The sequence below is a fragment of the Ruegeria sp. CF2 genome, assembly GCF_056537385.1.
On record NZ_JBQFRL010000006.1, the window covers coordinates 29,860 to 54,896 of the forward strand.

Annotated in this window: 25 protein-coding genes and 1 tRNA gene; 7 read left to right on the top strand and 19 right to left on the bottom strand. The window is 61.2% G+C overall.

What is annotated here, in order from left to right; all coding sequences use genetic code 11:
- The first annotated feature begins 121 nt into the window (after window positions 1-121).
- From ACR0IR_RS18085 to ACR0IR_RS18095, 3 genes are read left to right on the top strand one after another with little or no spacing between them, the layout of a single operon-like run.
- Window positions 122-1,354 carry an amino acid ABC transporter permease gene (locus ACR0IR_RS18085; protein WP_170361668.1) on the top strand — a complete coding sequence of 411 codons (1,233 nt, stop codon included), beginning with the start codon at window positions 122-124 and terminating at the stop codon, window positions 1,352-1,354.
- A gap of 3 nt (window positions 1,355-1,357) precedes the next feature.
- Complete coding sequence (locus ACR0IR_RS18090; RefSeq protein WP_170342939.1) at window positions 1,358-2,656, top strand: amino acid ABC transporter permease; 1,299 nt, start codon at window positions 1,358-1,360, stop codon at window positions 2,654-2,656.
- 12 nt (window positions 2,657-2,668) lie between these two features.
- A complete protein-coding gene (locus ACR0IR_RS18095; protein WP_093965397.1) occupies window positions 2,669-3,460 on the top strand; it encodes an amino acid ABC transporter ATP-binding protein in 792 nt (263 codons plus the stop codon).
- A gap of 49 nt (window positions 3,461-3,509) precedes the next feature.
- Here ACR0IR_RS18095 and ACR0IR_RS18100 read toward each other — a convergent pair whose 3' ends face one another.
- The 15 genes from ACR0IR_RS18100 to rpmH form a co-directional block, all read right to left on the bottom strand.
- Complete coding sequence (locus ACR0IR_RS18100; RefSeq protein WP_170366409.1) at window positions 3,510-4,007, bottom strand: SixA phosphatase family protein; 498 nt, start codon at window positions 4,005-4,007, stop codon at window positions 3,510-3,512.
- Window positions 4,004-4,717: a ferredoxin gene (locus ACR0IR_RS18105; RefSeq protein ID WP_174825051.1), complete on the bottom strand. Its 714-nt coding sequence runs from the start codon at window positions 4,715-4,717 to the stop codon at window positions 4,004-4,006. Before ACR0IR_RS18105 ends, ACR0IR_RS18100 begins: the two co-directional genes overlap by 4 nt.
- The gene (locus ACR0IR_RS18110) at window positions 4,654-5,448 is read right to left on the bottom strand and encodes a sterol desaturase family protein (RefSeq protein ID WP_170366405.1); all 795 of its coding nucleotides are present in this window, start codon (window positions 5,446-5,448) and stop codon (window positions 4,654-4,656) included. The genes ACR0IR_RS18105 and ACR0IR_RS18110 overlap by 64 nt, the downstream gene beginning before the upstream one ends.
- A 52-nt stretch (window positions 5,449-5,500) precedes the next feature.
- Window positions 5,501-6,364 (bottom strand): acetylglutamate kinase, encoded by an 864-nt coding sequence (gene argB / locus ACR0IR_RS18115; RefSeq protein ID WP_093965404.1) that lies wholly within the window; start codon window positions 6,362-6,364, stop codon window positions 5,501-5,503.
- 156 nt (window positions 6,365-6,520) lie between these two features.
- Complete coding sequence (locus tag ACR0IR_RS18120) at window positions 6,521-7,924, bottom strand: PepSY-associated TM helix domain-containing protein (RefSeq protein WP_170366403.1); 1,404 nt, start codon at window positions 7,922-7,924, stop codon at window positions 6,521-6,523.
- A gap of 66 nt (window positions 7,925-7,990) precedes the next feature.
- Window positions 7,991-8,347 carry a DUF2946 family protein gene (locus ACR0IR_RS18125; RefSeq protein WP_254441612.1) on the bottom strand — a complete coding sequence of 119 codons (357 nt, stop codon included), beginning with the start codon at window positions 8,345-8,347 and terminating at the stop codon, window positions 7,991-7,993.
- Between the two features lie 8 nt (window positions 8,348-8,355).
- Window positions 8,356-9,009, bottom strand: coding sequence for a ribosome biogenesis GTP-binding protein YihA/YsxC (yihA, locus tag ACR0IR_RS18130; protein ID WP_170366401.1), 654 nt, complete (start codon window positions 9,007-9,009; stop codon window positions 8,356-8,358).
- Window positions 9,006-9,743, bottom strand: coding sequence for an MOSC domain-containing protein (locus ACR0IR_RS18135; protein WP_170366399.1), 738 nt, complete (start codon window positions 9,741-9,743; stop codon window positions 9,006-9,008). The genes yihA and ACR0IR_RS18135 overlap by 4 nt, the downstream gene beginning before the upstream one ends.
- Window positions 9,740-11,566: a membrane protein insertase YidC gene (yidC, locus tag ACR0IR_RS18140; RefSeq protein ID WP_170366397.1), complete on the bottom strand. Its 1,827-nt coding sequence runs from the start codon at window positions 11,564-11,566 to the stop codon at window positions 9,740-9,742. Before yidC ends, ACR0IR_RS18135 begins: the two co-directional genes overlap by 4 nt.
- Window positions 11,567-11,682: 116 nt before the next feature.
- The gene (locus tag ACR0IR_RS18145; RefSeq protein WP_170366395.1) at window positions 11,683-13,233 is read right to left on the bottom strand and encodes a GGDEF domain-containing phosphodiesterase; all 1,551 of its coding nucleotides are present in this window, start codon (window positions 13,231-13,233) and stop codon (window positions 11,683-11,685) included.
- A 68-nt stretch (window positions 13,234-13,301) separates the two neighbouring features.
- Window positions 13,302-14,195, bottom strand: a complete 894-nt coding sequence (gene ttcA, locus ACR0IR_RS18150; RefSeq protein ID WP_170366393.1) for a tRNA 2-thiocytidine(32) synthetase TtcA — start codon at window positions 14,193-14,195, stop codon at window positions 13,302-13,304.
- Between the two features lie 42 nt (window positions 14,196-14,237).
- Window positions 14,238-15,860: an acyl-CoA dehydrogenase family protein gene (locus tag ACR0IR_RS18155; RefSeq protein WP_170366391.1), complete on the bottom strand. Its 1,623-nt coding sequence runs from the start codon at window positions 15,858-15,860 to the stop codon at window positions 14,238-14,240.
- Between the two features lie 78 nt (window positions 15,861-15,938).
- Window positions 15,939-16,178, bottom strand: a complete 240-nt coding sequence (gene yidD / locus ACR0IR_RS18160) for a membrane protein insertion efficiency factor YidD (protein WP_170366389.1) — start codon at window positions 16,176-16,178, stop codon at window positions 15,939-15,941.
- On the bottom strand, window positions 16,175-16,597 hold the full coding sequence (rnpA, locus tag ACR0IR_RS18165; RefSeq protein ID WP_170366387.1) for a ribonuclease P protein component: 423 nt from the start codon (window positions 16,595-16,597) through the stop codon (window positions 16,175-16,177). The genes yidD and rnpA overlap by 4 nt, the downstream gene beginning before the upstream one ends.
- 26 nt (window positions 16,598-16,623) lie before the next feature.
- The gene (gene rpmH, locus ACR0IR_RS18170) at window positions 16,624-16,758 is read right to left on the bottom strand and encodes a 50S ribosomal protein L34 (RefSeq protein WP_005980833.1); all 135 of its coding nucleotides are present in this window, start codon (window positions 16,756-16,758) and stop codon (window positions 16,624-16,626) included.
- A gap of 295 nt (window positions 16,759-17,053) precedes the next feature.
- Here rpmH and ACR0IR_RS18175 point away from each other — a divergent pair, with 295 nt between their 5' ends.
- From ACR0IR_RS18175 to ACR0IR_RS18190, 4 genes are all read left to right on the top strand, one after another.
- Window positions 17,054-17,785, top strand: coding sequence for a TVP38/TMEM64 family protein (locus tag ACR0IR_RS18175; RefSeq protein WP_170366453.1), 732 nt, complete (start codon window positions 17,054-17,056; stop codon window positions 17,783-17,785).
- A 3-nt stretch (window positions 17,786-17,788) separates the two neighbouring features.
- The gene (locus tag ACR0IR_RS18180) at window positions 17,789-19,207 is read left to right on the top strand and encodes a dihydrolipoyl dehydrogenase family protein (RefSeq protein ID WP_170366385.1); all 1,419 of its coding nucleotides are present in this window, start codon (window positions 17,789-17,791) and stop codon (window positions 19,205-19,207) included.
- An 18-nt stretch (window positions 19,208-19,225) separates the two neighbouring features.
- Complete coding sequence (locus tag ACR0IR_RS18185; protein ID WP_254441611.1) at window positions 19,226-20,608, top strand: sensor histidine kinase; 1,383 nt, start codon at window positions 19,226-19,228, stop codon at window positions 20,606-20,608.
- A 64-nt stretch (window positions 20,609-20,672) separates the two neighbouring features.
- Window positions 20,673-20,749: transfer RNA gene (locus ACR0IR_RS18190), tRNA-Arg, on the top strand.
- A gap of 111 nt (window positions 20,750-20,860) precedes the next feature.
- Here ACR0IR_RS18190 and ACR0IR_RS18195 read toward each other — a convergent pair.
- The 4 genes from ACR0IR_RS18195 to ACR0IR_RS18210 form a co-directional block, all read right to left on the bottom strand.
- On the bottom strand, window positions 20,861-21,238 hold the full coding sequence (locus ACR0IR_RS18195; protein WP_170366383.1) for a hypothetical protein: 378 nt from the start codon (window positions 21,236-21,238) through the stop codon (window positions 20,861-20,863).
- Window positions 21,239-21,735: 497 nt separating this feature from the next.
- Entirely contained in the window at window positions 21,736-22,890 is a 1,155-nt protein-coding gene (locus ACR0IR_RS18200; protein ID WP_170366381.1) for a Gfo/Idh/MocA family protein, read from the bottom strand.
- Window positions 22,890-23,945: a sugar phosphate isomerase/epimerase family protein gene (locus ACR0IR_RS18205; RefSeq protein ID WP_170366380.1), complete on the bottom strand. Its 1,056-nt coding sequence runs from the start codon at window positions 23,943-23,945 to the stop codon at window positions 22,890-22,892. The genes ACR0IR_RS18200 and ACR0IR_RS18205 overlap by 1 nt, the downstream gene beginning before the upstream one ends.
- 26 nt (window positions 23,946-23,971) lie before the next feature.
- Window positions 23,972-25,030 carry a LacI family DNA-binding transcriptional regulator gene (locus tag ACR0IR_RS18210; RefSeq protein WP_170366378.1) on the bottom strand — a complete coding sequence of 353 codons (1,059 nt, stop codon included), beginning with the start codon at window positions 25,028-25,030 and terminating at the stop codon, window positions 23,972-23,974.
- Between the last annotated feature and the right edge of the window lie 7 nt (window positions 25,031-25,037).

Here is a 25,037-nt window from a genome sequence, read left to right on the forward strand (position 1 = left end):
ACGGAAAAGGGCGCAGGGTAACCTGCGCCCTTTTTTGCAGAACAGAATGCTACGGGCTGCTCGGGAGCGGGGAAAACCCTGCCGGGAAGGAAGCGTCCGAAAAGCACGGGGATCCCAAAATATGTCGACTATGACTGACCCACCGAAGGCTGACTTTCGGTTGTCGATGCTCATAAACGATACACGCTATCGCTCTCTTACATTTCAGGTGATCGCGGCAATCGTTATTGCGCTCAGCATCTGGTATCTTGGTAACAACCTGATCCAGAACCTTAGGGCCGCAGGGCTCAACATTTCCTATTCTTTCCTGGGCGATCCGTCCGGGTATGACATCAACCAGCGTTTGATCGAATATGACAGCCAGTCCTCGCATGGGCGTGCGGCTGTCGTCGGCATTCTCAACACGCTTTTGGTTGCATTCCTGGCTTGTATCACTGCGACGGTGTTTGGCGTGATCGCAGGCGTTTTGCGCCTGTCAAACAACTGGCTTGTATCCAAGCTGATGGCGGTCTACGTGGAAATCTTCCGGAATATTCCGGTCCTGATCTGGATCATCATAATCTTCACGATCATGACAGCCGTGCTGCCGGGACCGAGGGAGTTCCGCGGCGATAACCCAACATCCAGCATGCTGTTTGATCTGTTCGCCTTTACCAACCGCGGCGTCTATGTCCCGCGCCCCGAGTTTGCGAATGGGCTGTTCGGTTCGACCTTTCTGAATTGGCTGCTGGTCATCGCGGTTTTGGTCGCTTCCTGGTTTGCGTCTCGTGAAATTGAGAAACGCGCCACGCTCAAACAGGAACAGACGGGCGAGCGTCCTAAGACCGGCCTTGTGAAACTTGCAGTTTGGCTCGTGCCTTTTGCGCTGCTGATGATTTTGATGGGCCTGACCTGGGACGTCCCCGCACTGAAAGGTTTCAACTTCAGCGGTGGTATCAAGGTCGGCGGCCCGCTGATCGCATTGTGGTTCGCTTTGTCGATCTATACCGGCGCCTTCATCGCAGAAAACGTACGTGCGGGTATTCAGGCGATTTCAAAAGGCCAGACCGAGGCTGCGGCCGCGTTGGGCCTGCGTCCCGGTCGGATCATGAATCTTGTGATCCTACCTCAGGCGCTGCGGGTCATCATCCCGCCGTTGATCTCGCAATATCTGAACATCACCAAGAACTCGTCGCTTGCGATTGCAGTCGGCTATGCGGATATCACCGCAACGCTGGGTGGCATCACGCTGAACCAAACCGGTCGGGCGATCGAGTGCGTCTTGCTGCTGATGCTGTTCTATCTGACAGCCTCGCTGCTGATTTCGATGGCGATGAACATCTACAACGCATCCGTCAAGTTGAAGGAGCGCTGAGCCATGGCTGATCAAACAACAAATCCGATCGCATTTGTGGCCGACGGCACCATTCCTCCGTCGCCTCCGCCGGCGAACCAGACGGGTATCGTCAAATGGCTGCGTGAGAATCTTTTCTCGGGTGTCACAAACACGATCCTTACCCTTCTGTCGATTCTGCTGATCTATGTGCTTCTCAAGAACACCTTGCCGTGGATTTTGAACGGCGTTTGGAATGCGGACTCGCTGGCGCAATGCCGCGAGATTCTGGACGGCAAGACCGGGGCCTGTTTCGCAGTTCTGACCGAACGCTGGCATCAACTGATCTACGGGTTCAAATATCCAGTAGAAGCGTATTGGCGCCCGAACCTGGCGTTTGTGCTGATGCTGGTCGCTGTGGCACCTGTTCTGTTCTTCGACCTGCCTCGTAAGTTGCTGCTGTTTACGGCGCTCTACCCGTTTATCGCTTTCTGGCTGATTTGGGGTGGAACCATCATGGTGCCCATCGTGGCCCTGCTGGGCTGTGTCGCGGCAGGCGTGGTGTTCCAGAAATTTGGCCGCAACAGCTTTGCAGCCGGGTTCTTTGGGGCCATTGTCGTGGCGCTGGTCGTGTGGAATGTCGGCGGGGCACTCATTCCCGAAGACGCCAACGAAGGTGCGCTGCTGACTGCGGTGCCCAGCCGTGACTTGGGTGGTTTTATGCTGAACCTGATGCTGGGCGTGACCTGTGTGTCGCTGTCCTTGCCCCTGGGTATTGCACTGGCTCTGGGTCGTCAGTCCGATATGCCGCTGATCAAGTGGGTTTGCGTCATCTTCATCGAATTCATCCGTGGCGTGCCTTTGATCACGCTGCTGTTCGTGGCTTCGGTGATGCTGGCCTATTTCTTCCCGCCTGACAGCACGGTCGACCTGTTCCTGCGCGTCGTGATCATGATCACCATGTTCTCTGCCGCCTATATCGCCGAGGTGATCCGCGGCGGTCTGGCTGCGCTTCCGCGCGGTCAGTATGAGGCAGCAGACAGTTTGGGTCTGGACTACCCGCAGGCGATGCGTCTGATCATCCTGCCACAGGCCTTGAAGATCTCAATCCCTGGTATCGTAAACGTGGCCGTTGGCCTGTTCAAAGATACCACGCTGGTTTCGGTCATCTCGATGTTCGATCTGGTGGGCATGATCCGGGGTCCCATCCTGGCGTCGACCGAATGGAACGGCGTCTATTGGGAGCTTCTGGGCTTTGCCGCGCTTCTGTTCTTCGTCGTCTGTTACGGCATCTCTCAATATTCCCAGTGGCTCGAGCGTCGCCTTGCCACGGATCATCACTAAGGAGTTCAACACATGTCTGAACTTGCAATCGACCGCGAAATTGACCGCTCTAAAATGCAGGTGAGCGACGAGGTCGCCATCGAAATCACCAACATGAACAAGTGGTACGGGTCCTTCCACGTGCTGCGCGACATCAATCTGACCGTCAATCAGGGCGAGCGGATCGTGATCGCGGGGCCGTCGGGGTCGGGCAAATCCACTCTGATCCGCTGCCTGAACGCGCTGGAAGAACACCAGCAGGGCAAAATCGTGGTGGACGGAACCGAGTTGTCGAACGATCTGAAGAACATCGACAAGATCCGGTCCGAGGTTGGCATGGTGTTCCAGCACTTCAACCTGTTTCCGCATCTGACCATTCTGGAAAACTGCACGCTGGCCCCGATCTGGGTGCGTAAAACGCCCAAGAAAGAGGCCGAAGAGCGCGCGATGCATTTCCTTGAGAAGGTCAAGATCCCCGAACAGGCCGACAAGTATCCCGGTCAGCTGTCGGGTGGTCAGCAGCAGCGTGTGGCGATCGCACGAAGCCTGTGCATGATGCCGCGGATCATGCTGTTTGACGAACCGACATCCGCTCTGGACCCCGAGATGATCAAAGAGGTGCTCGACACCATGATCGAATTGGCCGAGGAAGGCATGACCATGCTCTGCGTGACCCACGAGATGGGCTTTGCCCGCCAGGTGGCGAACCGCGTGATATTCATGGATGCCGGTCAGATCGTGGAACAGAACGAGCCGGAAGAGTTCTTCAACAACCCGCAAAGCGAACGGACCAAGCTGTTCCTCAGCCAGATTCTGGGTCACTGACGCGGGTTGAATACGACGTTGGAAAGGGCGGGGTGATCCCGCCCTTTTTTCATTCTAGCAACGCGCGCGGCGTGACGAATTCGATCACCTGGCCGTCGTGCCAACCGATTCCGGACCAGTCCGCCATATCAAATTGAAGAACCGTGGTCGCACAGGTCGGATAGTCGAGGAACCGCGGGTGCTCCGGTGCAGACTGGACAATACGTTCCGCAAACTCCGCGACCCCCGGATTGTGGCCCAGCAGTAGGACCGTTTGCCCCGTCGCGCTGGACAGCGCCTGCCGCATCTGCTCGGGAGCGGCATGATAGAGTTCGGGGAGGAACCGGATGTTGCGCGCGCTCAGCCCCATCCGAAGCCAGGTCTCGCGCGTGCGTTCGGATGAAGAACTGAGGACCTCGTCGGGCTTATACCCCTTGCGTCGCAGCCAATCGCCGATGGCGGAGGCCGAAGCTCGCCCGCGCTTGTTCAACGGTCGGTCATGATCCGGCAGGTCGGGATGGTCCCAACTGGATTTTGCGTGGCGGGTCAGGATAAGCGTGCGGGTCATTCCGGGTGAAAGGCTCTCATGTGATGGGCGGATTGCTCGGCCCGACGTCCGGCCCCCGCGCTGAGCGGACAGGCCAGCCGGGCTGCGCATCCCTGTGTCATGCAGGCCTGACCGGGCGGAGTTCTCAGGTAGCCGTGGCAGGCGTCGACGTCATAGAACGTTTTGGCGTTCAAGGCCCCGACCGGGCAGGCCGATGCGCAGGGCGCAGGGCAATTGATACATGGCGACGGGTCGTCTGCGACGGGAATGTCGAACTCGTGATCAAAGTGCAGGGCTCCACGCAATGAAATCATCATTCCCACCGTGTCGTGCACCAGCGCGCCCACCGGGCTTTGAAACGCACGTCCCGATTTCAACGCCCAATCTATGAATGGCGCATACGGGGGGCCGCCGAATGGATACAACGCCTGGGCGCCCAGGTCTTCCGCAAGGGTGCCGACCACTCGGAGCGACCAACGGTCGACCGGGTCTGGCTTGCCGTCCAACCACTCGGCCGAAGCGGTGAGGACCGGCCAAAAGCTGCTGCCTGCCCCGAGCAGAATAAGCGTTCCACCATCTAACTGTTTGGCGCCACTCACCCGCGGGTGTTGCGCGCCCATAACGATCAGGCCCGCTGCCTCGGATGTGGACACCACTTGATCAAAGGTCACTTGCGCCGAAACGGCAGAGCGAGGCTCCACCCCAGCTTCGTCGGTCGATCGTCCTGCCATTCCAGCCCCACCGTCATGTCGTCGTGGCCGGCCTCGGGCTGTGCCACATATGTCCCCATCAAACGATCCCAGATGGATAATGCAAAGCCATAATTGCTGTCATGTTCCCTGCGCAGCACCGAATGGTGGACCCGGTGCATGTCCGGTGTGACCAGTATTCGGCGCAGAGGGGCATCGACGACGGCGGGCAGACGGATGTTCGAATGGTTGAACAAAGCTGTGCCGTTCAGCAGGATTTCGAACAGGATGACCGCCAGCGCGCTGGGTCCCAGCAGGTAGACGAGACCGATCTTCAGGCCCATCGACAAGGCGATTTCGATCGGATGAAAGCGAACGGCCGTGGTGACATCCATATCCCGGTCGGCGTGGTGCACACGATGAAGACGCCACAGGATCGGCACCTTGTGGGTGATCAGATGTTGCGCCCAGATTGCGAAATCCAGCACCAGGACACAAAGGGTGACCTCGACCCATTTGGGCCAGTCCAGAGTGTTAAAAACTCCGACGCCCAACCGGCCGGCATCCAAAGCCGCCCCGACCGCCAGCAAAGGGAACCCGATCGCCATCGCCCGCAGTGTCAGTGTGTTCAAAAGGGTGACCGACAGGTTGGTCAGCCAGCGGCGCGATCGAGGCACGCGTAGCGGGCGGCGCGGGGCAAGCCTTTCGGCCAACGCGAAGGCCAGAAACAGCGTCAGAAAGATGCCCAAGCGGATGATGAGTTCACGCTCCATGCACTCAAATTTAAGCATGTGAATGTGAACTGCAAGGGCGGGCTTGCTCGCGTCAGTCGGGGCGGATCAGAGACCCCGCACCGTGTTCGGTGAACAACTCCAGCAGCACGGCATTGGGCGCGCGGCCATCCAGGATCACCACGGCGCGGACCCCGCTGTGCAGCGCATCCAGCGCGGTTTCGGTCTTGGGGATCATGCCGCCCGCGATGGTGCCCTCGCGGGTCATCTCGCGGATCTGACCAGCCTTCAACTCGGTCACGACCTCTCCGGCAGCGTTCTTGACGCCGGACACGTCCGTCAGCAGCAGCAGGCGATCGGCCTTCAGTGCCGAGGCGATCGCCCCGGCGGCGGTGTCGCCGTTCACGTTGAACGTCTCGCCATTGCGGCCCGCCCCCAGCGGAGCGATCACCGGGATCACGTCATGCGAGAACAGGTCGTGCAGGATCTTGGGGTTCATTTCGGCGGGCGTGCCGACATACCCCAGCGACGCATCGGTCTGGTCACAGGTCATCAGGTTGGCATCCTTGCCCGACAGGCCGACGGCCGTTCCACCCTGGGCATTGATGGCCTGCACGATGCGCTTGTTGACCACGCCGGACAAAACCATCTCGACCACTTCGACCGTTGCGGCATCGGTAACGCGCTTGCCGTTCACGAAGTCCGACTGGATGTCCAGCTTGTCCAGCATCGCGTTGATCATCGGCCCGCCGCCATGCACGACCACCGGGTTCACGCCGACCTGACGCATCAGCACCACGTCGCGGGCAAAGCTCTCCATCGCTTCGTCGCTGCCCATGGCGTGCCCGCCCAGCTTGATCACGACGATCGCTCCGTCATAGCGCTGCAGATAGGGCAGGGCGCTGTTGAGCGTGGCGGCGGTGGCTATCCAATCCCGGTTCATGTCCTGTTTCTTCATGGCTGTCGTCCCTCTGGCCTTCCCTGTTAGGGCCTTTGGCCGGACCTGCCAAGCCCGGAACGGGCTGGCCACAGGTTTTGTTGCGTGGCGCGCCAAAAGGGGGACGCTGTCGCGCCACGCAGACGGGCGGCACCACAGGGGCACCGCCCGAACCGGTCAGTTGAATGCGCGCCGAACCGCGGGTATGTTGCTGAACACCAGCAGGTCGACGGCCAGCACCGCAAGCAGCGTCAGCCCGACCAGCGGAAAGGCCATGGCCGTGAACAGCCCGACCAGCACCGCGCCCTTCCACAAGGGCATCTCGGCCGGCATCGGCGGCGCCGCCAGACGGCTGGCGCCGGAGGGCCGCCGCTTGATCCACATGACCACGCCGGACACGCAGACAAAGATCACCGACAGGCAGAACACCACGTTCAGGACAAAGTTCCACAGACCCGCCAGACCCATATGCAGAGGAATGCCCACCGCCATTGCCTTGCCCATCAGCGAGTAGTCCTGAAACCGCACGTCGGCCAGAATCTTTCCGGTGTACTGGTCGATATGGACGGTGCGGTCCTCGGTGGCGTCGGTCGAATCGCCGCTCATGCTGTCGCGGTTCAGGGTCCACACGCCCGTGTCACCGTTGGGATAGGCGACGCGGAACCGGTTCTGCATGCCCAGGGACTCACCCAGCGCAACCATCGCATCGATATTGACCGCAACGCCCGCCGGTATCCCGGCCACGCCCGCTTCCGAACCCGAGGCCGGCATCGGTGTCTGTTCCAGCGCCCAGGGCACGTCGTTCTGGCTGCCGTGGTTCATGCTGGCATGCAGGTCGTCCGACAGTGGGACGTCGTCCCATTTCTCGGCCGGAAAGCTGCTCCAGGCCTGCACGAACTTGCCGCCCCAGATCCCGGTCCAGGACATGCCCGAGATCAGGAACCCGACCAGCAACAGCGACATCCAGAACCCGGTGACCGCGTGCAGAGATTTCCACAGGGCCCGGCCCCGCGCCCGCAGGTCAGGCAACAGGGCCGCCACAACGTTCCCGCGCGGCCACCACATGTAAAGGCCGGTAAACACCAGCAGCAGCGCCATCCCGGCCGCGATTTCCAGAATGCGATCGCCGGTATCGCCCATCAGCAGGGTGGAGTGGATGCTGTCGGCCAGATCGTACCACCCCGCGCGACGGTCCCAGACCTGGATCACCTCGCCGGAATACTGGTCGATCGCCACCATGCGCTGGCCGGTTTCGGCCTTGACTCGGAACAGGGTTGCCAGATCCGGCGCCTTGGGGCCGATCCATTCGACCACGCGGCCCGGAACGCGGGCCTGCACTAGATCGGCCAGTTCGGATGCGGGCATCGCCTGGCCCGTGATCTCGACCGCGATCTTTTCTCCGTCGCGGCCATCGGTTTGGGTAATGAACATCATCATCAGGCCAGTCACCGCCAGGATGATCAGGAAGGGGACAACAAAAAGCCCCGCATAGAAGTGCCACCGCCAGGCGGCCCTATAGAATTTTTGCGCGTGCTCGCGCCGGGCCGCCTGCGCGACCCCGGTTTGGCGGTCTTGTGCCATTTCAGTCTCCAGAAATTCGGAACATCCCCGGCCGGGCGGCCGAGGTTTCAGGTCTTGTTCGCGGATTCAGGAGACGTGGGGCGGACCCCGGGCATCATACCGGGCGTGGAACCCGGCGCTGCGATGAGTGAAATCCACATGCGCCCAACGCGCGGCAATCGGCCAGTCGGCAGGCAGTACCGTTCCCACTTCGGCCAATTGGCCTGCCAGAACAATCCCGCCATAGGGGCAGGCGCTGCGTTCGTCGGTGTCGTTGTGGTCCGGGGCGTCCTCGCCCGGGTCGATCCAGCGCTCGACCGGGCCGTCGCCGGTGCAGATCACCATCAGAATCGCCCCGTCCGAGCTGCGCGTGGGCATCCAGCCCATCGGGATTGCACCGGATACCATCACGGCAACCAGCGTCAGCACCGAAATGACGCGCATCAGCAGCATCATTCCAGATTGGCGATGATCGAACGCAGCGTCGGGATGCCGTCGCCCTTCTCGGACGAGGTCAGCACGATCTCGGGATAGGCAGCGGGGTGTTTGGACAGGGCGCCCCGCACCTGTTCCAGAATCTTTTCGCGGTCCTTGGCCTTGACCTTGTCGGCCTTGGTCATCACGCATTGAAAGGTCACGGCGCTGGTGTCCAGCAGCTTCATGATCTCGTCATCCACGGGTTTCACGCCGTGGCGGGAATCGATCAGCACGAAGGCCCGGCGCAGGGTCTGCCGCCCGCTCAGGTACTGTTTCAGAAGGCGTTGCCACTTCTCGACCACCTTGACCGGCGCATTGGCATAGCCATAGCCGGGCAGGTCAACCAGATACAGCTCGGGGCCTTGAGTGAAGAAGTTGATCTCTTGCGTGCGGCCCGGCGTGTTCGACGCGCGGGCCAACCCCTTGGTGCCGGTCAGAGCATTGATCAGGCTGGATTTGCCCACGTTCGAGCGGCCGGCGAAACAGACCTCGATCCGGTCGGGGCCGGGCAGGCCGTTCATCGCCACGACGCCTTTGACGAATTCGGACGGCCCGGCAAACAGCTTGCGGCCGGCCTCTTTTGCGTGCTCGTCGGGATCGGCCGCCAGGGGAAATGGCAGAGCTTTCATAGAACCTGCACCTTGTCTCCGGGGCGGATCGTGCCTTGGCGTATGATTTCGGCGTATACTCCGAAATCCTGATGGTCCCAGCTGCGCAGAGCACCTAGCGTATCTGCGTCCCGCACTCCGGTGTCGGGGTTCGCAGTCGTTGCCATGCAGCGCGTAATCCGTTCGCGTACGTGAAATACGGCCTCGCCGATCTGCACATCCTTATCAAGCCAATCAAATTCTTCCCAAAGAGGAAGGCCATCGAACCAGATGTTGCCACGCCAGCGGCAGATCGACAGCTCGCGGCCCAGACGCTGCTCGACCGCCCGATGCGAGGCCATGTTGCACAGGCTGACCGAGGGATAATCACTGTCGGTCATACCACGGCCAGGAACCCGGACGATTCGTGCAGATGCGGCGCGGTCGGCGGGCATCAGCGGGCTGACCCACTCCAGAAACAGGTCTTGTTCTGTGTCCGGGTGGAAGGTCAGGTCGGGCCGATCCGGGTGGCTGAGGGTCACGCGATCCCCATCCAGAACAGCCGATATCGCCATCAGCTGGGGCGCCTTCGAGCCGCGGCTGAAATTGGCGCAAGGCGCCCACTCGGACCCGTCGGCCTTGGACATTTCATGCGCCACCGCCCAAACGCGATCCCCGGGCATGGTCTGCCCGGGGATAACGGTGACTTCCTGCAGGGGGTCCCTGCCATGGCTTTTGATCGGATGGCGCCAGATCTGCGTGACTTGTCCGGTCATTTCTTGTCCGTCTTGGGGGTTTTCTTGAACCCCGACTTGATGTTGCCAAACACATCCGGCGTATAGCCCTGGCTGCGCATGATCAGGTATTGCTGGGTGAACGTGATGGTGTTGTTCGCGATCCAGTAAACGACCAGCCCGCTGGCAAAGCTGCCCAGCATGAACATGAATACCCATGGCATCCAGGCAAAGATCATGGCCTGGGTCGCGTCGGTGGGCGCCGGGTTCAGCTTTTGCTGCAGCCACATCGAGATCCCCAGCAGCAGCGGCAGGATGCCGATGAAAATCGTTGCCATCAGCGTGCCAGGCTCAGGTCCGGCCCATGGCAGCCAGCCGAAGAAGTTGATGATCGACGTCGGATCCGGCGCACTCAGGTCCCGGAAAGGACCGAACCATGGGGCTTGCCGAAGTTCGATGGTGACGAAGATCACCTTGTAGAGAGAAAAGAAGATCGGGATCTGCATCAGGATCGGCAGACAGCCGGCGGCCGGGTTGACCTTTTCCTTTTTGTACAACTCCATCATGCCCTGCTGCATCTTCTGACGGTCGTCGCCAGCAGCTTCTTTCAGGGCTTCCATCTGTGGCTGCAATTCCTTCATCTTCGCCATCGAGACGTAGGATTTGAACGCCAGCGGGAACAGGATTGCCTTGATGATCAGGGTCAGCCCGATGATCGACCAACCCATGTTGCCGATCAGGGCGTTGATGTTGTGCAGCAGCCAGAAGATCGGCTTGGTCAGGAAGAAGAACCAACCCCAGTCAATGCTGTCGATAAACTTCTGAACGCCCTGGGCCTGATATTCGCGGATGGTCTCCCATTCCTTAGCCCCGGCAAACAGTCGGGTGGTAACCTCGGCGGATTCGCCGGGGGCAACCGTCATCGTCGGCAACACCGTTTCCGCCTGGTAGATCTTCCGCCGCGCGTCATATTTCGCGGCCGCCTTGAAAGCCGACCCCGGATCGGGGATCAGCGTGGTCATCCAATAGTGGTCGGTAAAGCCGATCCAGCCGTTTTCCTTGACCTGATAGACCTCGGCCTGTGCCCGTTCGTTGGGGTCGATGTCGAAATCGCGGACATCGCCATAATCGACCTCGGACAGGGTCCCGTCGGCCATGCCGATCACACCTTCATGCAGGATGAAGAAGTTTTTCAACCCCGGCAGATCGCCATCCTCGCCGATGCCGTGGCGGGCCAGAATGCCGTATGGGGCCATTCCGACCTCGGCTCCGGTGCCGTTTTCGACGGATTGGGTCACGGTGAACATGTAATCCGCATCCACACCGATCGTGCGGCGGAATGTCAGGCCCGCGCCATTTTCCCATTTCAGGGTTACGGGGCTGTCTACCGACAGAGTCTCGCCCTGTTCCAGCGTCCAGATGGTATTCGGGCCCGGCACGTCCGAGCCAGCCAAACCGGCACCGGGCGCCCACCCGTAGAGGGCGTAATAGGCCGAATTGGACCCGACGGGCGACAGCAGTTCGACGATTGGCGCGCCTTCGTCGATCGAGACCTTGTAGTCTTTCAGATACAGTTCGTCGATCCGTCCACCCGAAAGCGACAGGCTGCCCGACAGACGCGGCGTGTCGATTTGGATCCGCGGCGCGGTGGCTTCCGGCAGGGTTTCCTCTGCGGTGGCGGTTGCCTCGCCGACAGTCGTGCTTCCGGCGCTGGGCGTCTGAATCTCTTCCCCCTCCGAGGCGCTGATTTCAGCCTGCTCAGGTGTTGTGGTCGGTTCCGGCGGAGGGAACAGCACAAACCAGACCAGGATCACAAGGAAACTAAGCGCGGTTGCAAGGATGAGATTCTTGTTCTGATCGTCCATCTGGGACAGCCACCTTGAGCAGTGAAAGACACCGCAGGGTTCAACAGAGTGCAGCCCAAAAGGTCAAGCGGAATCGCCCCGGAAATCGTGAGTGTAGGGCAATCCAGTCCCCGAAATCAGGATTTCCCGCCCATTTCCCGCCCAATCCGCGGTGCGCCTCCTAGTTTCACGCGGCGGTCCTTGATCCAGTCGAGCGTATGCTCGACCGGCATCGGCTTGCCGACCCCAAAGCCCTGGACATGGTGACACCCCAATTGCGCCATCAGCGCGTGCTCGCCGGGGGTTTCCACCCCCTCGGCCAGGGTTTCAAGGTTCAACCTCTCGGCCATCATCAGAATGGCGCTGACCATTTGCTGCTGGGACGGATCCCGATCCGCATTGGACACGAAAGACCGGTCGATCTTGATGCGGGAGACATCAAAGCGTTTGATCGACGAAAATGATGCGTGACCAGTGCCGAAATCGTCCAGGTCGATGCAACAGCCGAGCTTGGACAACTGGGTCACGTTGCGGGTGATGACATCATCGGGGCGGCGCGAAAAAACGGTTTCAAGGATTTCCACGGCCAGCCGGTCCGGCGAAAGGTCGAACTGGTCCAACTCCCATCGCACCCGGTCAACAAGTGAGGGGTCCCGCAATTCGTCCGACGAAAAGTTGATGCCGATCCGAGGAATGACGGCATCGGCGCAGTCCCAGTCACGCATCGCGCGAAAGGCGTGGTGGCGGATCGTCTGGCCAAGCTTGTCCATCAGCTTGGCCTGTTCGGAAAAAGGCAGAAACACCTGCGGCCCGACAACTCCTTTGGAAGGGTGTTCCCATCGAGCAAGGGCCTCAAACCCGGTGATGTCGCCGGTGTCCGTTGAAACCTGTGGCTGAAACCATGGGCGGATCTGACCGGTTTCCAGAGCAGTCTCCAACTCCTTGCGGAAATTGATATGGACGACTGATCTGCGCCGCGTGGCCTCGGAGTAGGCGCGGATCGTGGAAGGCCCGTTCCGCTGTGCGTCGGCCAGCGCGGCCCGAGCGGCCTCGATCCAGCTGTCCGGCGCTTCATCGGCAACGGCAGAGTGCAGGCAAAATCCAGCAGAGCAGGACAGATAGAGGCTGGCATTGTCCAAAGGGATCGGTTCCTCCACCGTGCTTTGTATGCGTCCCGAGGTTTGGATGCAGCTTTCCAGGTCCAGATGCCGTGAGGGGCGCAACCCGATCAGGAACGTGTTTCTCGACAGGCGTGTTGCAATATCCTCGCTTCGGATCACCGCCAGAATGCGGTCGCAGAAGCGCCCTGCCACATAGTCGGCTGCTGCAGTGCCGTGCAGCTCTTCGACATCGTCGAAATCATCCAGTGACACAACGATGCAGGCTGAATCCTCTCCGGTTGCCCGCGATGTGCTGTGCAAATACTTCATCTCGGTGCAGAAAACATCACGTGGCAACAGCCCCCTGGGCCGCATATGCGTCGCCGAACCAAGACCTGCGCCCGGTTGAAGGCGTTGGGCAGCCGAAAACAACAGAGGCAGTCCCAGAGCGACAACGACCAACGCCGTGTCGCCGCCCAACCAGAAAGCAGCGAGGCACAATGCAGGTACGAATGCCAACACCTGCGGCATTGCCAGAACGGTCAGAAGAGCGTTCTGAAAACTCTGGAGTGAGAACCTTTTCAGCATCGATTCCGGCCTTCCAATTGAGCGAACTGAGTCCAATCGGAGGCTAGGAAATCATTCTGAGTCAGACGTTAACGCAGAAGCGGAATTTCTTCCGAATTTTCGCCGTTTTTGCCGGGGTCCAGCATCAGGCCGGCAAAATCGAACAGCTTCGAATCCAGAAGGTGCGAGGGCCGGGCATTGGTCAGCGCGCGGAACATCACCTGCCGGCGGCCGGGGCTGTTCTTTTCCCATTGGTCCAGAATCTGTTTGACCTGCTGGCGTTGCAGGCCGTCCTGGCTGCCGCACAGGTCGCAGGGAATGATCGGATAGTTCATCGCCCTGGCGAATTTCTCGCAATCGGCCTCGGCGACATGGGCCAGCGGGCGATAGACGAACAGGTCGCCTTCTTCGTTCACCAGTTTCGGGGGCATGGTCGCCAGACGGCCGCCGTGGAACAGGTTCATGAAGAAGGTTTCCAGGATGTCATCGCGGTGATGCCCCAGAACCACGGCAGAGCACCCTTCCTCGCGCGCAATCCGGTACAAGTTGCCGCGGCGCAGGCGGGAGCACAACGCGCAATAGGTGCGGCCCTGCGGCACCTTGTCGACCACGATGGAATAGGTGTCCTGATACTCGATCCGGTGCGGCACGCCCATCCGTTCCAGAAACTTGGGCAGCACGGTGCCAGGAAAGCCCGGCTGCCCCTGATCCAGATTGCAGGCCAGCAGGTCCACGGGCAGCAGGCCGCGCCACTTCAGCTCGTACAGAACGGCCAGCAGGGTATAGCTGTCCTTGCCGCCCGACAGGCAGACCAGCCACCGCGGCGGTTTGCCATCCTTGTCATGGGCCGAAGGGTCAACCATGCCGTATTGCTCGATCGCCTCGCGCGTCTGGCGCACGATGCGTTTGCGCAGCTTCTTGAACTCGGTGGTCGAGGGCGCACCGGCAAACAGCGGATGGATATCGTCGGCTTCGTCGAACATGCGCAGCCCCTACCGCAGATACGCCGACCGGGCAAGGCCCGCCTAGCCGGACAGCCGGCCCAGCAGGGCGTCAGTGTCCAGCCCCGAGACTGATCCGGGTATGCGCCCGCTTTCGCCCAGAACCCGCGTGGCGATGTATCCATCGGCCACCGCACCGGGCGCGTGGCGCAGCAGCAACCCGGCTGTCAGCAGATGCGCGGTGGCCTCGGCGAACCAGCGGGCCTCGGCCTCGGGGGGCAGAGTGGGCCAACGGTCGCGATGCGCCTTCAGGGAGGCGTCATAGCGGCGGTCGGCTCCGGTTGCGGCGTCCAGTTCGGCCTGCACGGTCTGCGCGGCCAGCGGGTCGCGCGCAAGGCTGCGCAGAATGTCCAGACAGATCACGTTGCCCGACCCCTCCCAGATGCCGTTCAGGGGCGCTTCGCGATAGATCATCGGCATCGGCGTGTCGTCGACATAGCCCATGCCGCCCAGCACCTCCATCGCCTCGACCGCAACGACGGGGCAGCGCTTGTTCGACAGGAACTTGGCAAGCGCCACCCCGATCCGGGCAAAGGCGCGGTCTTCGGCAGTGTCCCCGTCAAAGGCGCGGGCCACGCGCAGGCCGAGGGTCAGCGCGCCTTCCCAGTCCAGTACCAGATCGGCCAGAACGGCGCGCATCAGAGGCTGGTCGATCAGGCGGCGCTGAAAGGCGCTGCGATGGCTGACCCAGTGATGTGCTTCGGACAGGGCTGCGCGCATCAGGCCGGCGGGGGCCATCGCGGTGTCGAGCCGGGTGTGATGCACCATCTCGATGATCGTGCGCACGCCGGCCCCTTCATCCCCCAGCTGATAGGCCAGCGCGTCATGGAACTCGACCTCGGACGAGGCATTGGCGCGGTTGCCCAGCTTGTCCTTGAGGCGCATCAGATGGATGGCGTTGCGCTCGCCTTCCAGCCATCGGGGCAGCAGAAAACAGGTCAGGCCGCCCGGCGCCTGCGCCAGCGTGAGGAACCCGTCGGACATCGGGGCCGAGCAGAACCATTTGTGGCCGCGCAGCCGCCAGGCATCGCCGTCGCGGGTGGCCGTGGTGGTATTGGCGCGCACGTCCGAGCCGCCCTGTTTTTCGGTCATCGCCATGCCCAAGGTCGCCGAGCGTTTTTCTCTGATCGGGCGGGGGGCTGGGTCATAAGTGTCGGCGGTCAGTTTCGGGCGCCAGATTTCGGCCAGTTCGGGGTTGGCGGCCAGCGCCGGCACGGCGGCATAGGTCATGGTCAGCGGGCAGCAATGGCCCGGCTCGACCTGGCTGGCCAGATAGACCATCGCGGCATGGGTCGCGTGACCGCCCGGCGCTCCGTCCCAAGCCAGTGCGGCATAGCCTGCCGATTGGCTCAGATCCATCATGTGATGATAGGCCGGGTGGAACCGCACTTCGTCCAGGCGGCGGCCGCCCCGGTCGAACAGGCAGAGTTCGGGCGGGTGCAGGTTGGAGTCGCGCCCGGCGTCGCGCGTTTCGGCTCGGCCCAGAGCGGCCCCGTAGGCGGCCAGCGAGGCCGCCCGCGCCCCGGCGCGCGTGGCGCAGTCCCTCAGAACCGGGTCCGAGGTCCACAGGTCAACGTCGTTGCGCTCGGGCGGTTGGTTCGTCACCTCATGCGTGGGCAGAGACTGGCGGGCGTTGGATCTGGACATGGGCGCCTCGGACGGTTGTTGCTGAAACCGATGTTCAGCGGCGCACCCCCCTTGGGTCAAGCGTGACGGGGTGTCAGATCAGGGCGCGTCGGGGGTGTCGTCGGGCACCGGGTCATAGCCGTCGCCGCCCCAGGGATGGCAGCGCCCGATGCGGCGCGCGGCCAGCCATGCGCCCTTGATCGGGCCGTGCTTTTCCAGCGCTTCCAGCGCATAGGCCGAGCAGGTCGGCTGATAGCGGCAGTTGAACCCCACCCACGGGCTGAAGATCAGCCGGTAAGCCCGGACGGGCAGCGCGAGGATATGGGCAAGCAGGGTCATTTGCGCGGGCTGTGGATCTTGCGCAGGGCCTGGCGCAGATCGTCCAGCAGGGCGTGAAAAGGGCGGGCGGCGGTCACCTCGGCCCGTCCGATCAGGACATAGTCCCACCCGTCCCGGCCGTGGTCCGGCAGAACGGCGCGGGCCGCCTCGCGCAGGCGGCGCTTGGCCCGGTTGCGGGCTACGGCATTGCCGACCTTTTTTGAGCAGGTGAATCCGACACGAATGCCCTCGGCCTCATCCGGGGCGCGCTTGCGGGCCTGCACCATCATGGAAGGCGTGCCCTGTCTGCGCGCCCGTGCGGCCCTGAGGAAATCGCTGCGCTTGCGCAGCACCGACAGGGCAGGCGCGCAAACGGACACCGCCGGGGGCATATCCCCGGGGTGGTCAGTGCCATCCACAGGGGCCTCCGGCGGCGTCATGTTCAAAACCTGAAAGGTCGCGCGGTTTATGCGCTCAGCGACTTGCGGCCGCGGGCACGGCGTGCGTTCAGGATCTTGCGGCCGGCCTTGGTGGCCATGCGCGCGCGGAAACCGTGGCGGCGTTTGCGAACCAGGTTCGAAGGCTGATAGGTGCGTTTCATCGCTCCGTCTCCAATCTTTGGCGGTCGGGTGCGGCGCGGATTCGCCTGCCCGTGGTGTTCGAAGCCCGTCCTCTACTGGGAACCGGCGGGCAAGTCAAACCCCATCGCAACGGTTTTCGTGCCTTTTGCAACAATTCTGTCGGGTGACTGGGCAAAAGTTTCAGAATCAGCCCGAGGACGGCGGATTTCTCACATTGAACCGGTGCGTGTTCAACCCGGCGTGAAGACCCTGTTGCACAGGAGGCCCAACGCGCATCTTGTGAGGCAGATGAAGCATTCGAACCCGGACGACAAGATGACCGAAACTACCCAGGTGCCGCGCAGTGGGCTGGCGCGACATATTCCCTTGCTTGTGATCCTGATGGTTGCCGCTGTCGGATTCTTTGCGCTGGGCGACTACCTGACCTTTGAAACCCTGCGCGACAATCGCGAGGCGCTGTTGGCCTGGCGCGATGCCAATTACTGGTCGTTGGCGGGCGTTTTCATCTTGGTTTACGTCCTGATCGTCACGTTTTCTCTGCCCGGTGCGGCCGTCGCCTCGATGACGGGCGGATTCCTGTTCGGCTTGTTCGCGGGCACCGTGTTCAACGTATTTGCCGCAACCGTCGGGGCGTTGGCAATCTTTCTGGCGGCCCGCTGGGGGTTGGGCGAGGCGTTGACCGCGCGGCTCGAGGCCTCGGAAGGTACCGTCAAGCGAATCAAGGACGGGCTGCGCGAGAACGAGATCCCGGTGCTGTTCCTGATGCGGCTGGTGCCGGTGGTGCCGTTCTTCGTCGCCAATCTGGTGCCGGCGCTGGTGGGGGTGAAGTTCCGGAACTTTCTGCTGACCACGGCGCTGGGCATCATTCCGGGCGGCATCGTCTATACCTGGATCGGCGTCGGCCTGGGCGGCGTGTTCGACCGGGGCGAGACGCCAGACCTGTCGCTGCTGACCGAGCCGTTCGTGATCGGCCCGATACTGGGGCTGTGCGCGCTGGCGGCTCTGCCCATTCTTCTCAAACTCATTCGCGGCCGAAGGGGCCTTTGATCCATGCAAGAACTCAAGACCGACATCCTGGTGATCGGGGCCGGGTCGGGCGGCCTGTCGGTGGCTGCCGGGGCCAGCCAGATGGGCGCCGACGTGATCCTGCTGGAAGGGCACAAGATGGGTGGCGACTGCCTGAACTATGGCTGCGTCCCGTCCAAGGCCCTGCTGGCCAGCGCCAAGCTGTCCCATGCACAGAGCCATGCCGCGCCATTCGGCGTTGCCGACCACGCGCCGCAGGTGGACTATGCCGCCGCCAAGGATCATGTGCGGGACGTGATCGCGCAGATTGAGCCCATGGACAGCCAGGAACGGTTCGAAGGTTTCGGCGTGCGCGTCATTCGCGACTGGGGGACGTTTCTGTCGCCCACGCAGGTTCAGGCCGGCGATTTCGTCATCACCCCCCGCCGCGTGGTGCTGGCCACGGGCTCGTCCCCGCTGGTTCCGCCGATCCCGGGGCTGGATGGCGTGCCGTTTGAGACCAACGAGACCATCTTCGACCTGCGCGACAAGCCCGACCACCTGCTGATCATCGGCGGGGGACCCATCGGCATGGAAATGGCGCAGGCCCATGTCCGGCTGGGCTGCAAGGTGACGGTGATCGAAGGCGCGCGGGCGCTGGGCAAGGATGACCCCGAGGCGGCCGCAGTGGTATTGGAGGCTCTGCGCGGCGAAGGGGTCGAAATTCTGGAACATGCGATGGTGGCCCGGGTGCGCGGGAAGGCCGGCGCGGTCGAAGTCGTCACCGAGGACGGCGCGGTCCATGCGGGCTCGCACCTGCTGCTGGCGGTGGGGCGCAAGGCCAACACCGACCGCCTGAACCTGCAGGCTGCCGGCATCGACCAGACGCGCACGGGCATCAAGGTGGATGACAGCCTGCGCACCACCAACCGCATGGTCTACGCGATCGGCGACGTCGCGGGCGGGCTGCAGTTCACTCATGTGGCGGGGTATCACGCCGGGGTCATCATCCGTTCGGCCCTGGTCGGGCTGCCGTCCAAGGCCAAAACGGCGCACATCCCCTGGGCGACCTATACCGACCCCGAACTGGCCCAGGTCGGCCTGACCGAGGCGCAGGCGCGCGACCGCCACGGCGACAGGGTCGAGATCGCCCGGTTCGACTATGCCCACAACGATCGCGCCGTGGCCGAACGCAAAACGACCGGGTTCATCAAAGTCATGGTCGTCAAGGGGCGCCCGGTGGGGGCCACAATCGTGGGGCATCAGGCGGGCGAACTGATCAACTTGTGGTCTCTGGCGCTGGCCAATAACCTGAAGATGAGCCAGATCGCAGCGATGGTGTCGCCCTATCCCACGATCGGAGAGCTTAACAAACGGGTGGCGGGCGCCTATTTCTCGCCAAGACTGTTTGAGAATCAGATGGTTGAACGAGTGGTCAGGCTGATCCAGCGCTGGATCCCCTGATCGGGAAAGGAGCGCCACTTGAACTCGCTGTCGGGTCGTTTCCTGATCTTGACGACGGTCTTCGTGATGTTGGCCGAGGTACTGATCTTCGTGCCGTCGATCGCGCGCTTCCGCGAGGATTTCCTGCTGAACCGGCTGGAACGCGCCCAGATCGCCTCGCTGGCGCTGCTGGCCGACGACATGCTGGCCGACGAGCTGGAGGCCGAGCTTCTGGCCAATGCCGGGGTCTACAACGTGGTGCTGCGCCGGGACGAGGTGCGCCAGCTGATGCTGTCTTCCCCTATCCCAGACCAAGTCGCCAAGACCTATGATCTGCGAGGCGCCGGGCCTTGGGTTCTCATTCGGGACGCGATGATCCGTTTCTTCACGCCCGAGAACCAGGTCATTCGCGTCATCGGGCAGCCTGTGCGGGATGCGGGTCTGCTTATCGAAGTCACCATGGACAGCGCGCCCCTGCGTATGGCGATGATCGATTACGGCCTGCGCATCCTCGGCCTGTCCTTTGTCATCTCGATCATCACCGCGTTCTTCCTGTTCCTTGCGGTGCGGGTGGTTTTGGTGCGCCCGATCAAAAGCGTGGTGGGCTACATGCAGCGTTACGCCCGTGCACCCGAAGATGCGCGCGGCATCATCTCGCCCCAATCCAAGGTGACCGAACTGCGCGAGGCTGAAGAAGCCCTGCAGATGCTGCAGACCGACCTGACCCAGGCCCTGAAACAGCGCGAGAGGCTGGCTCAGCTGGGTGGCGCGGTGGCCAAGGTCAGCCACGATCTGCGCAACATCCTGACCTCGGCCCAGCTGTTCACTGACCGGATCGAAGCCAGCGACGACCCGCTGGTCCGACGGATGGCGCCCAAGCTGGTCAACTCGATCACCCGGGCGGTGTCCCTGTGCGAAAGTACGCTGGCCTTCGGGCGGGCCGAAGAGCCCGCGCCCACCCTGACCATGGTGCGGTTGCGCGATATCGCTGCCGACGTAGCGTCCAGCGAGGCTCTGGCCGTAGACGGTGGCTGTATCGAAATTCCCAACGACGTTCCCGAAGACCTGGTCGTTCGGGCCGATCCGGAACAGATGTTCCGGGTCATCATGAACCTTGTGCGCAACGCACGCCAAGCACTGATGACATCCGGCCAACCAGGAAAAATCACGATTTCGGCCGGCGAAGATCAGGACGCATGGGTCATCGAGGTTCGGGATACCGGCCCCGGTTTGCCGCCACGAGCGCAGGAGAATCTGTTCACGCCGTTTCAGGGTGGTGTGCGCAAAGGTGGCTCGGGCCTGGGTCTGGCGATTTCGCAGGAACTGGTGCGCGGCCACGGGGGAGAATTGGTGCTGACCAGCACCGGCCCCGAGGGTACGGTCTTTGAAATAAGGCTCCCACGGGGGGAGATGGGTTTTTGAATTATTTTTGAAGAATCGGGTTGCACGTCCCGAACGCCGGGTCTAAATACCGCCTCACCAACGCGGACCGATAGCTCAGCTGGATAGAGTACTTGACTACGAATCAAGGGGTCGGGGGTTCGAATCCTCCTCGGTCCGCCACTGGTAACTTCCGAAAAACAGTGTTTTCGTCAGTATGGCCCATGTGGTGAAACCGAGGTGTTTTGTCTCAAGACAACTTCGAGGCAACCGCGCTGGGTTTAATGGGGTGTTTCACCCCATTCCATATGGTCCGCCTTCCTGTAGTTCGCCGAATGCCGCCCAAACCTCGTGACAGGCGCGCTCGAACGCCACATCATCTTTTGGGATGCTGGCCTTGAAATTGGGGTAAGACATGTGGTTGCCCAAGTTCATCAGCACGGTCACGAGGTGGTTGCGCGGTATGAATGCCCGGTAACGGTAGTCGCCGCCCGGTGTTTCGATCACCTGACCGTCCATGCCATAGTCGCGCAGCAATTCGGCGTCCTGTGCGCGGCGAAACCGCAGGCAGACGCGGGATCCCATGTGAGGCCCGCTGGTGTTGCCGCCCTCATCCTTGGCAACGGCTGAGAAAAAGCCCGAACCCTCGGGCGTCGAGAATGCTACCCACATCCGCAGGTCCTCCTATTTTTGGGAAAGGGCGCGATGTCTATCAGAAAAAATACAGGGTCGTCAAATCGAGGAGGCTTGCGCGCTCGGTTGCTTGGCCAGGAGGCGCAAACCTAGACCTCAAAATCCGGCAGCGGATACGTGATGGTTAGAGGCTATACGTACCCATCCAGTTTTGCCTTGATCGCCTTCCGTTGCGGCGATCTTTCTGAAAAGCGGTCGCTGATATCTTTGAGCTGCTGTGCTGAACAGACGCTCATACCGAGGGTACCTTTGTGGGCCGGTTTGCGGCCTCTTGTACTTGCTGGCCGCGTTGGCGGCTTCGTCCGCAGAGCGGCCATTCGTGGACGATGCGGCGAAGGGTTACTTCGCCGTAGGGCTGTGTTTTTGGCGGCCACAGAGTTTCAATACTGCGGCAAACTGGTGGTTGGACGAGCCGAGGGGCAGGGAAGGGTTGGCTGGCTCAGTATCCGGTGCCTACCCGATGCCCACAGCCAGAGTTACTCCAACTTGACCCAAGCCGCGTTTCGGGACGAGCTTTGCACACAAGCGGCTACAAATTTGACGCCGTCTAGCCCGTCGTGCACGGTTGGGTAAACAACGGACGCCTCAGGTGAAATCCCATTTCGGAAAGCCTGGATCGCCTCAGCAGCCTCTCCGTAAATATTGGCGAACCCTTCAAGATATCCTTCGGGATGGCCCGGAGGAACTCTGCTCAAGCGATTGGCAGCGTCCCCAGCTCCAGCGCCATTGCGGGTGATCAGACGCTTTGGTTCGTTGTAGGGCGTGAACCAGAGATAGTTCGGGTCTTCCTGAGCCCACTCCAGCCCACCTTTTTCGCCGTAGACCCGCAACCGAAGTGCGTTTTCGTTGCCGGGAGCCACCTGAGAGGACCACAGCATACCCCGTGCTCCGCCTTCGAAGCGAAGCAAGACATGTGCGTTGTCATCGACTTGGCGCCCCGGCACGAAAGCTTGCAGATCCGCCGCAAGGCTTTCCGCCCTCAGCCCGGTCACAAAACAAGCGAGGTTGTAGGCATGGGTTCCGATGTCACCGGTTGATCCGCCCGCGCCGGAGCGTTCGGGATCGGTTCGCCACTCCGCCTGTTTGAAATCCTGCTGCTCGGTCAGCCAGTCCTGCGGGTATTCAACCTGGACGACGCGGATTTTGCCAATATCGCCGTTGGCAACCATTTCACGCGCCTGCCGAACCATTGGGTAGCCCGTGTAGTTGTGGGTCAGTATGAACAGGGCATTCGCGCTTTCCGCCGCTTTGACCAGTTTTTTTGCATCGGCAAGGGTCGAGGTGAGTGGCTTGTCACAAATGACGTGAATCCCACGTTTCAGGAATTCACGCGCGGCGGCATAGTGGACGTGATTTGGCGTGACGATTGAGACCGCCTCGATCCCGGATTTGAGCCGGGCTTCCCGGATCGCCATTTGTTTGAAGTCTTCATAGACCCGTTCGAGACCCAATGCCCGGCCGCTTTCAATGGATTTTTCGGGCGTCGAAGACAAAGCGCCGGCAACCAGTTCGAACCTGTCATCCAATCGCGCTGCTATGCGATGAACGCCGCCTATGAAGGCGTCATTTCCGCCGCCGACCATGCCAAGCCGAATGCGACCCGAGGCTTCTTCACTGCGTCCTGTAACCATTATTCGATCCCCAGCATTTTGCGATTGGCGGCTTCGTCAGTGCCACCGTCCGCGAAATCATCAAAGGCTTTCTCGGTCACACGGATGATGTGATCCGACACAAACTGAGCGCCCTCACGCGCTCCATCCTCGGGGTGTTTGAGACAGCATTCCCATTCGACCACAGCCCAGCCATCAAAGTCGTTCGCCGCCATTTTTGAGAAGACTGCCCCGAAATCCACCTGGCCATCACCAAGCGACCGGAACCGGCCGGCACGATCCACCCAGCTTTGGTATCCTGAATAAACCCCTTGCCGCCCGGTCGGGTTGAACTCGGCATCTTTGACATGGAACATCCGGATCCGATCCTTGTAGATGTCGATATTGTCCAGATAGTCGAGGCATTGCAGTACGTAGTGCGACGGGTCGTACAACATGCAAGCCCTTGGGTGATTGCCTGTCCGTTCGAGGAACATCTCGTAGGTCACGCCGTCGTGGAGGTCCTCTCCGGGGTGAATTTCATAGCAGACATCAACGCCGCATTCCTCGGCGTGATCAAGGATTGGCACCCAACGGCGGGCGAGTTCATCAAATGCCGTTTCGATCAAGCCGGCAGGGCGCTGCGGCCAGGGATAGACGTAGGGCCAGGCCAACGCGCCCGAGAATGTCGCATGCGCCGAAATGCCCAGGTTCTTCGAAGCGGACAATGCTTTTTTGACCTGGTCTACGGCCCATTCTTGCCGGGCTTTCGGGTTTCCTCTGACTCTCTCGGCGGCAAAGCCATCAAAGGCGCTGTCATAGGCCGGGTGAACGGCCACAAGTTGACCCTGAAGGTGCGTTGACAGTTCAGTGACTTCGACGCCATTTTCCCTGGCTTTGCCTTTGAAGTCATCGCAGTAACCGGTGCTGGACGCGGCCTGTTCAAGGTCGAACAACCGGCCATCCCAACTGGGAACCTGGACGCCCTTGTATCCACAGTCAGCCGCCCATTTGGTAATCGCGTCCCACGAATTGAACGGTGCTTCGTCCCCTGCGAATTGTGCAAGAAACAATGCTGGACCTTTGATCGTTTTCATAAGTTTCCTCCCCAAAACCTAAGCCGCTATGGCGGTAAATTTTCCCTCAGATAGATGTCGATACGGATACGTTCCTGCGCTTTGTTGAATGGGACTTTGTCCGAAGTCGCACGCAGAAGGCGGACGGCTGAACGAACAATGTGCCCGGTGTCTTGCGAGATCAGGGCGTCAAACGTGCCAAGCTTCAGAGCCTCTCGACTAAGCGGAGTCAACTCATGCGCTATGATCACCAAATCCTTGCTGAGCTTGTTTTCCGAAAGGAATTGAATAAGGCCGGCATTGCCCGCTGCTGACGAGTATATTCCGACCAGATCCGGGTAGGTTTCGAAGATCTCGGGCATCATCTTGTAAATCAGATCCGGGTCATCCCGGCCCTCAACAGACGCCACGACCTCGAGATGCGGAAACTCCTCGGCCACAACAAGATCAAAGCCCTGGCGACGCTCTAGGTGGTCACGTGCCAAACGAGAGCCAGTCAGAACCAGGACCTTGCCTTCCCGATGCACGAAGCGCCCCATCAATTGACCGGCGGTTCGTCCTGCGGAAACGTTGTCAATTCCTACAAAGTGGTCTCGTTCGGAACTCGGCAGGTCAGACACTAAGGCAACCACCGGAACCCCTTTGTCCTTGAGCCGTCTCACGGCATCGCGAACAGAAGGCGTTTCGGGTCCGAAAACGGCAACTCCATCAACATCCAAACTATCGACAGCATCCAGAATGTTGACGATATCCTGCGGTTCAAACGGAGCGACCCTTTTGATCGTAATGCGTGTCCGCTCGATAAACTGGTCACGGGATTGCTCTGCGATCTGGTTGCTGATCGCTTCCACAAATTCATTGTCGGTGTCCGGCAAAACAAAAAGGAAATTGTAAACCCGGTTTCGTGCGAGGTTGGCCGCGGCGGTGTCGCGCACATACCCCAGTTCATCAATTGCCTTTTGTACTTTCTGAACGGTTACTGCGCGCACGCCGGGGCGCCTGTTCAAGACCCGGTCCACAGTCGCAAGACTGACACCCGCAACCCGCGCGATGTCATTGACGGTTGGCTTCTTCACCAATTCTAGTTTTTGTTTTTGGTCTGCCACGTGTTCC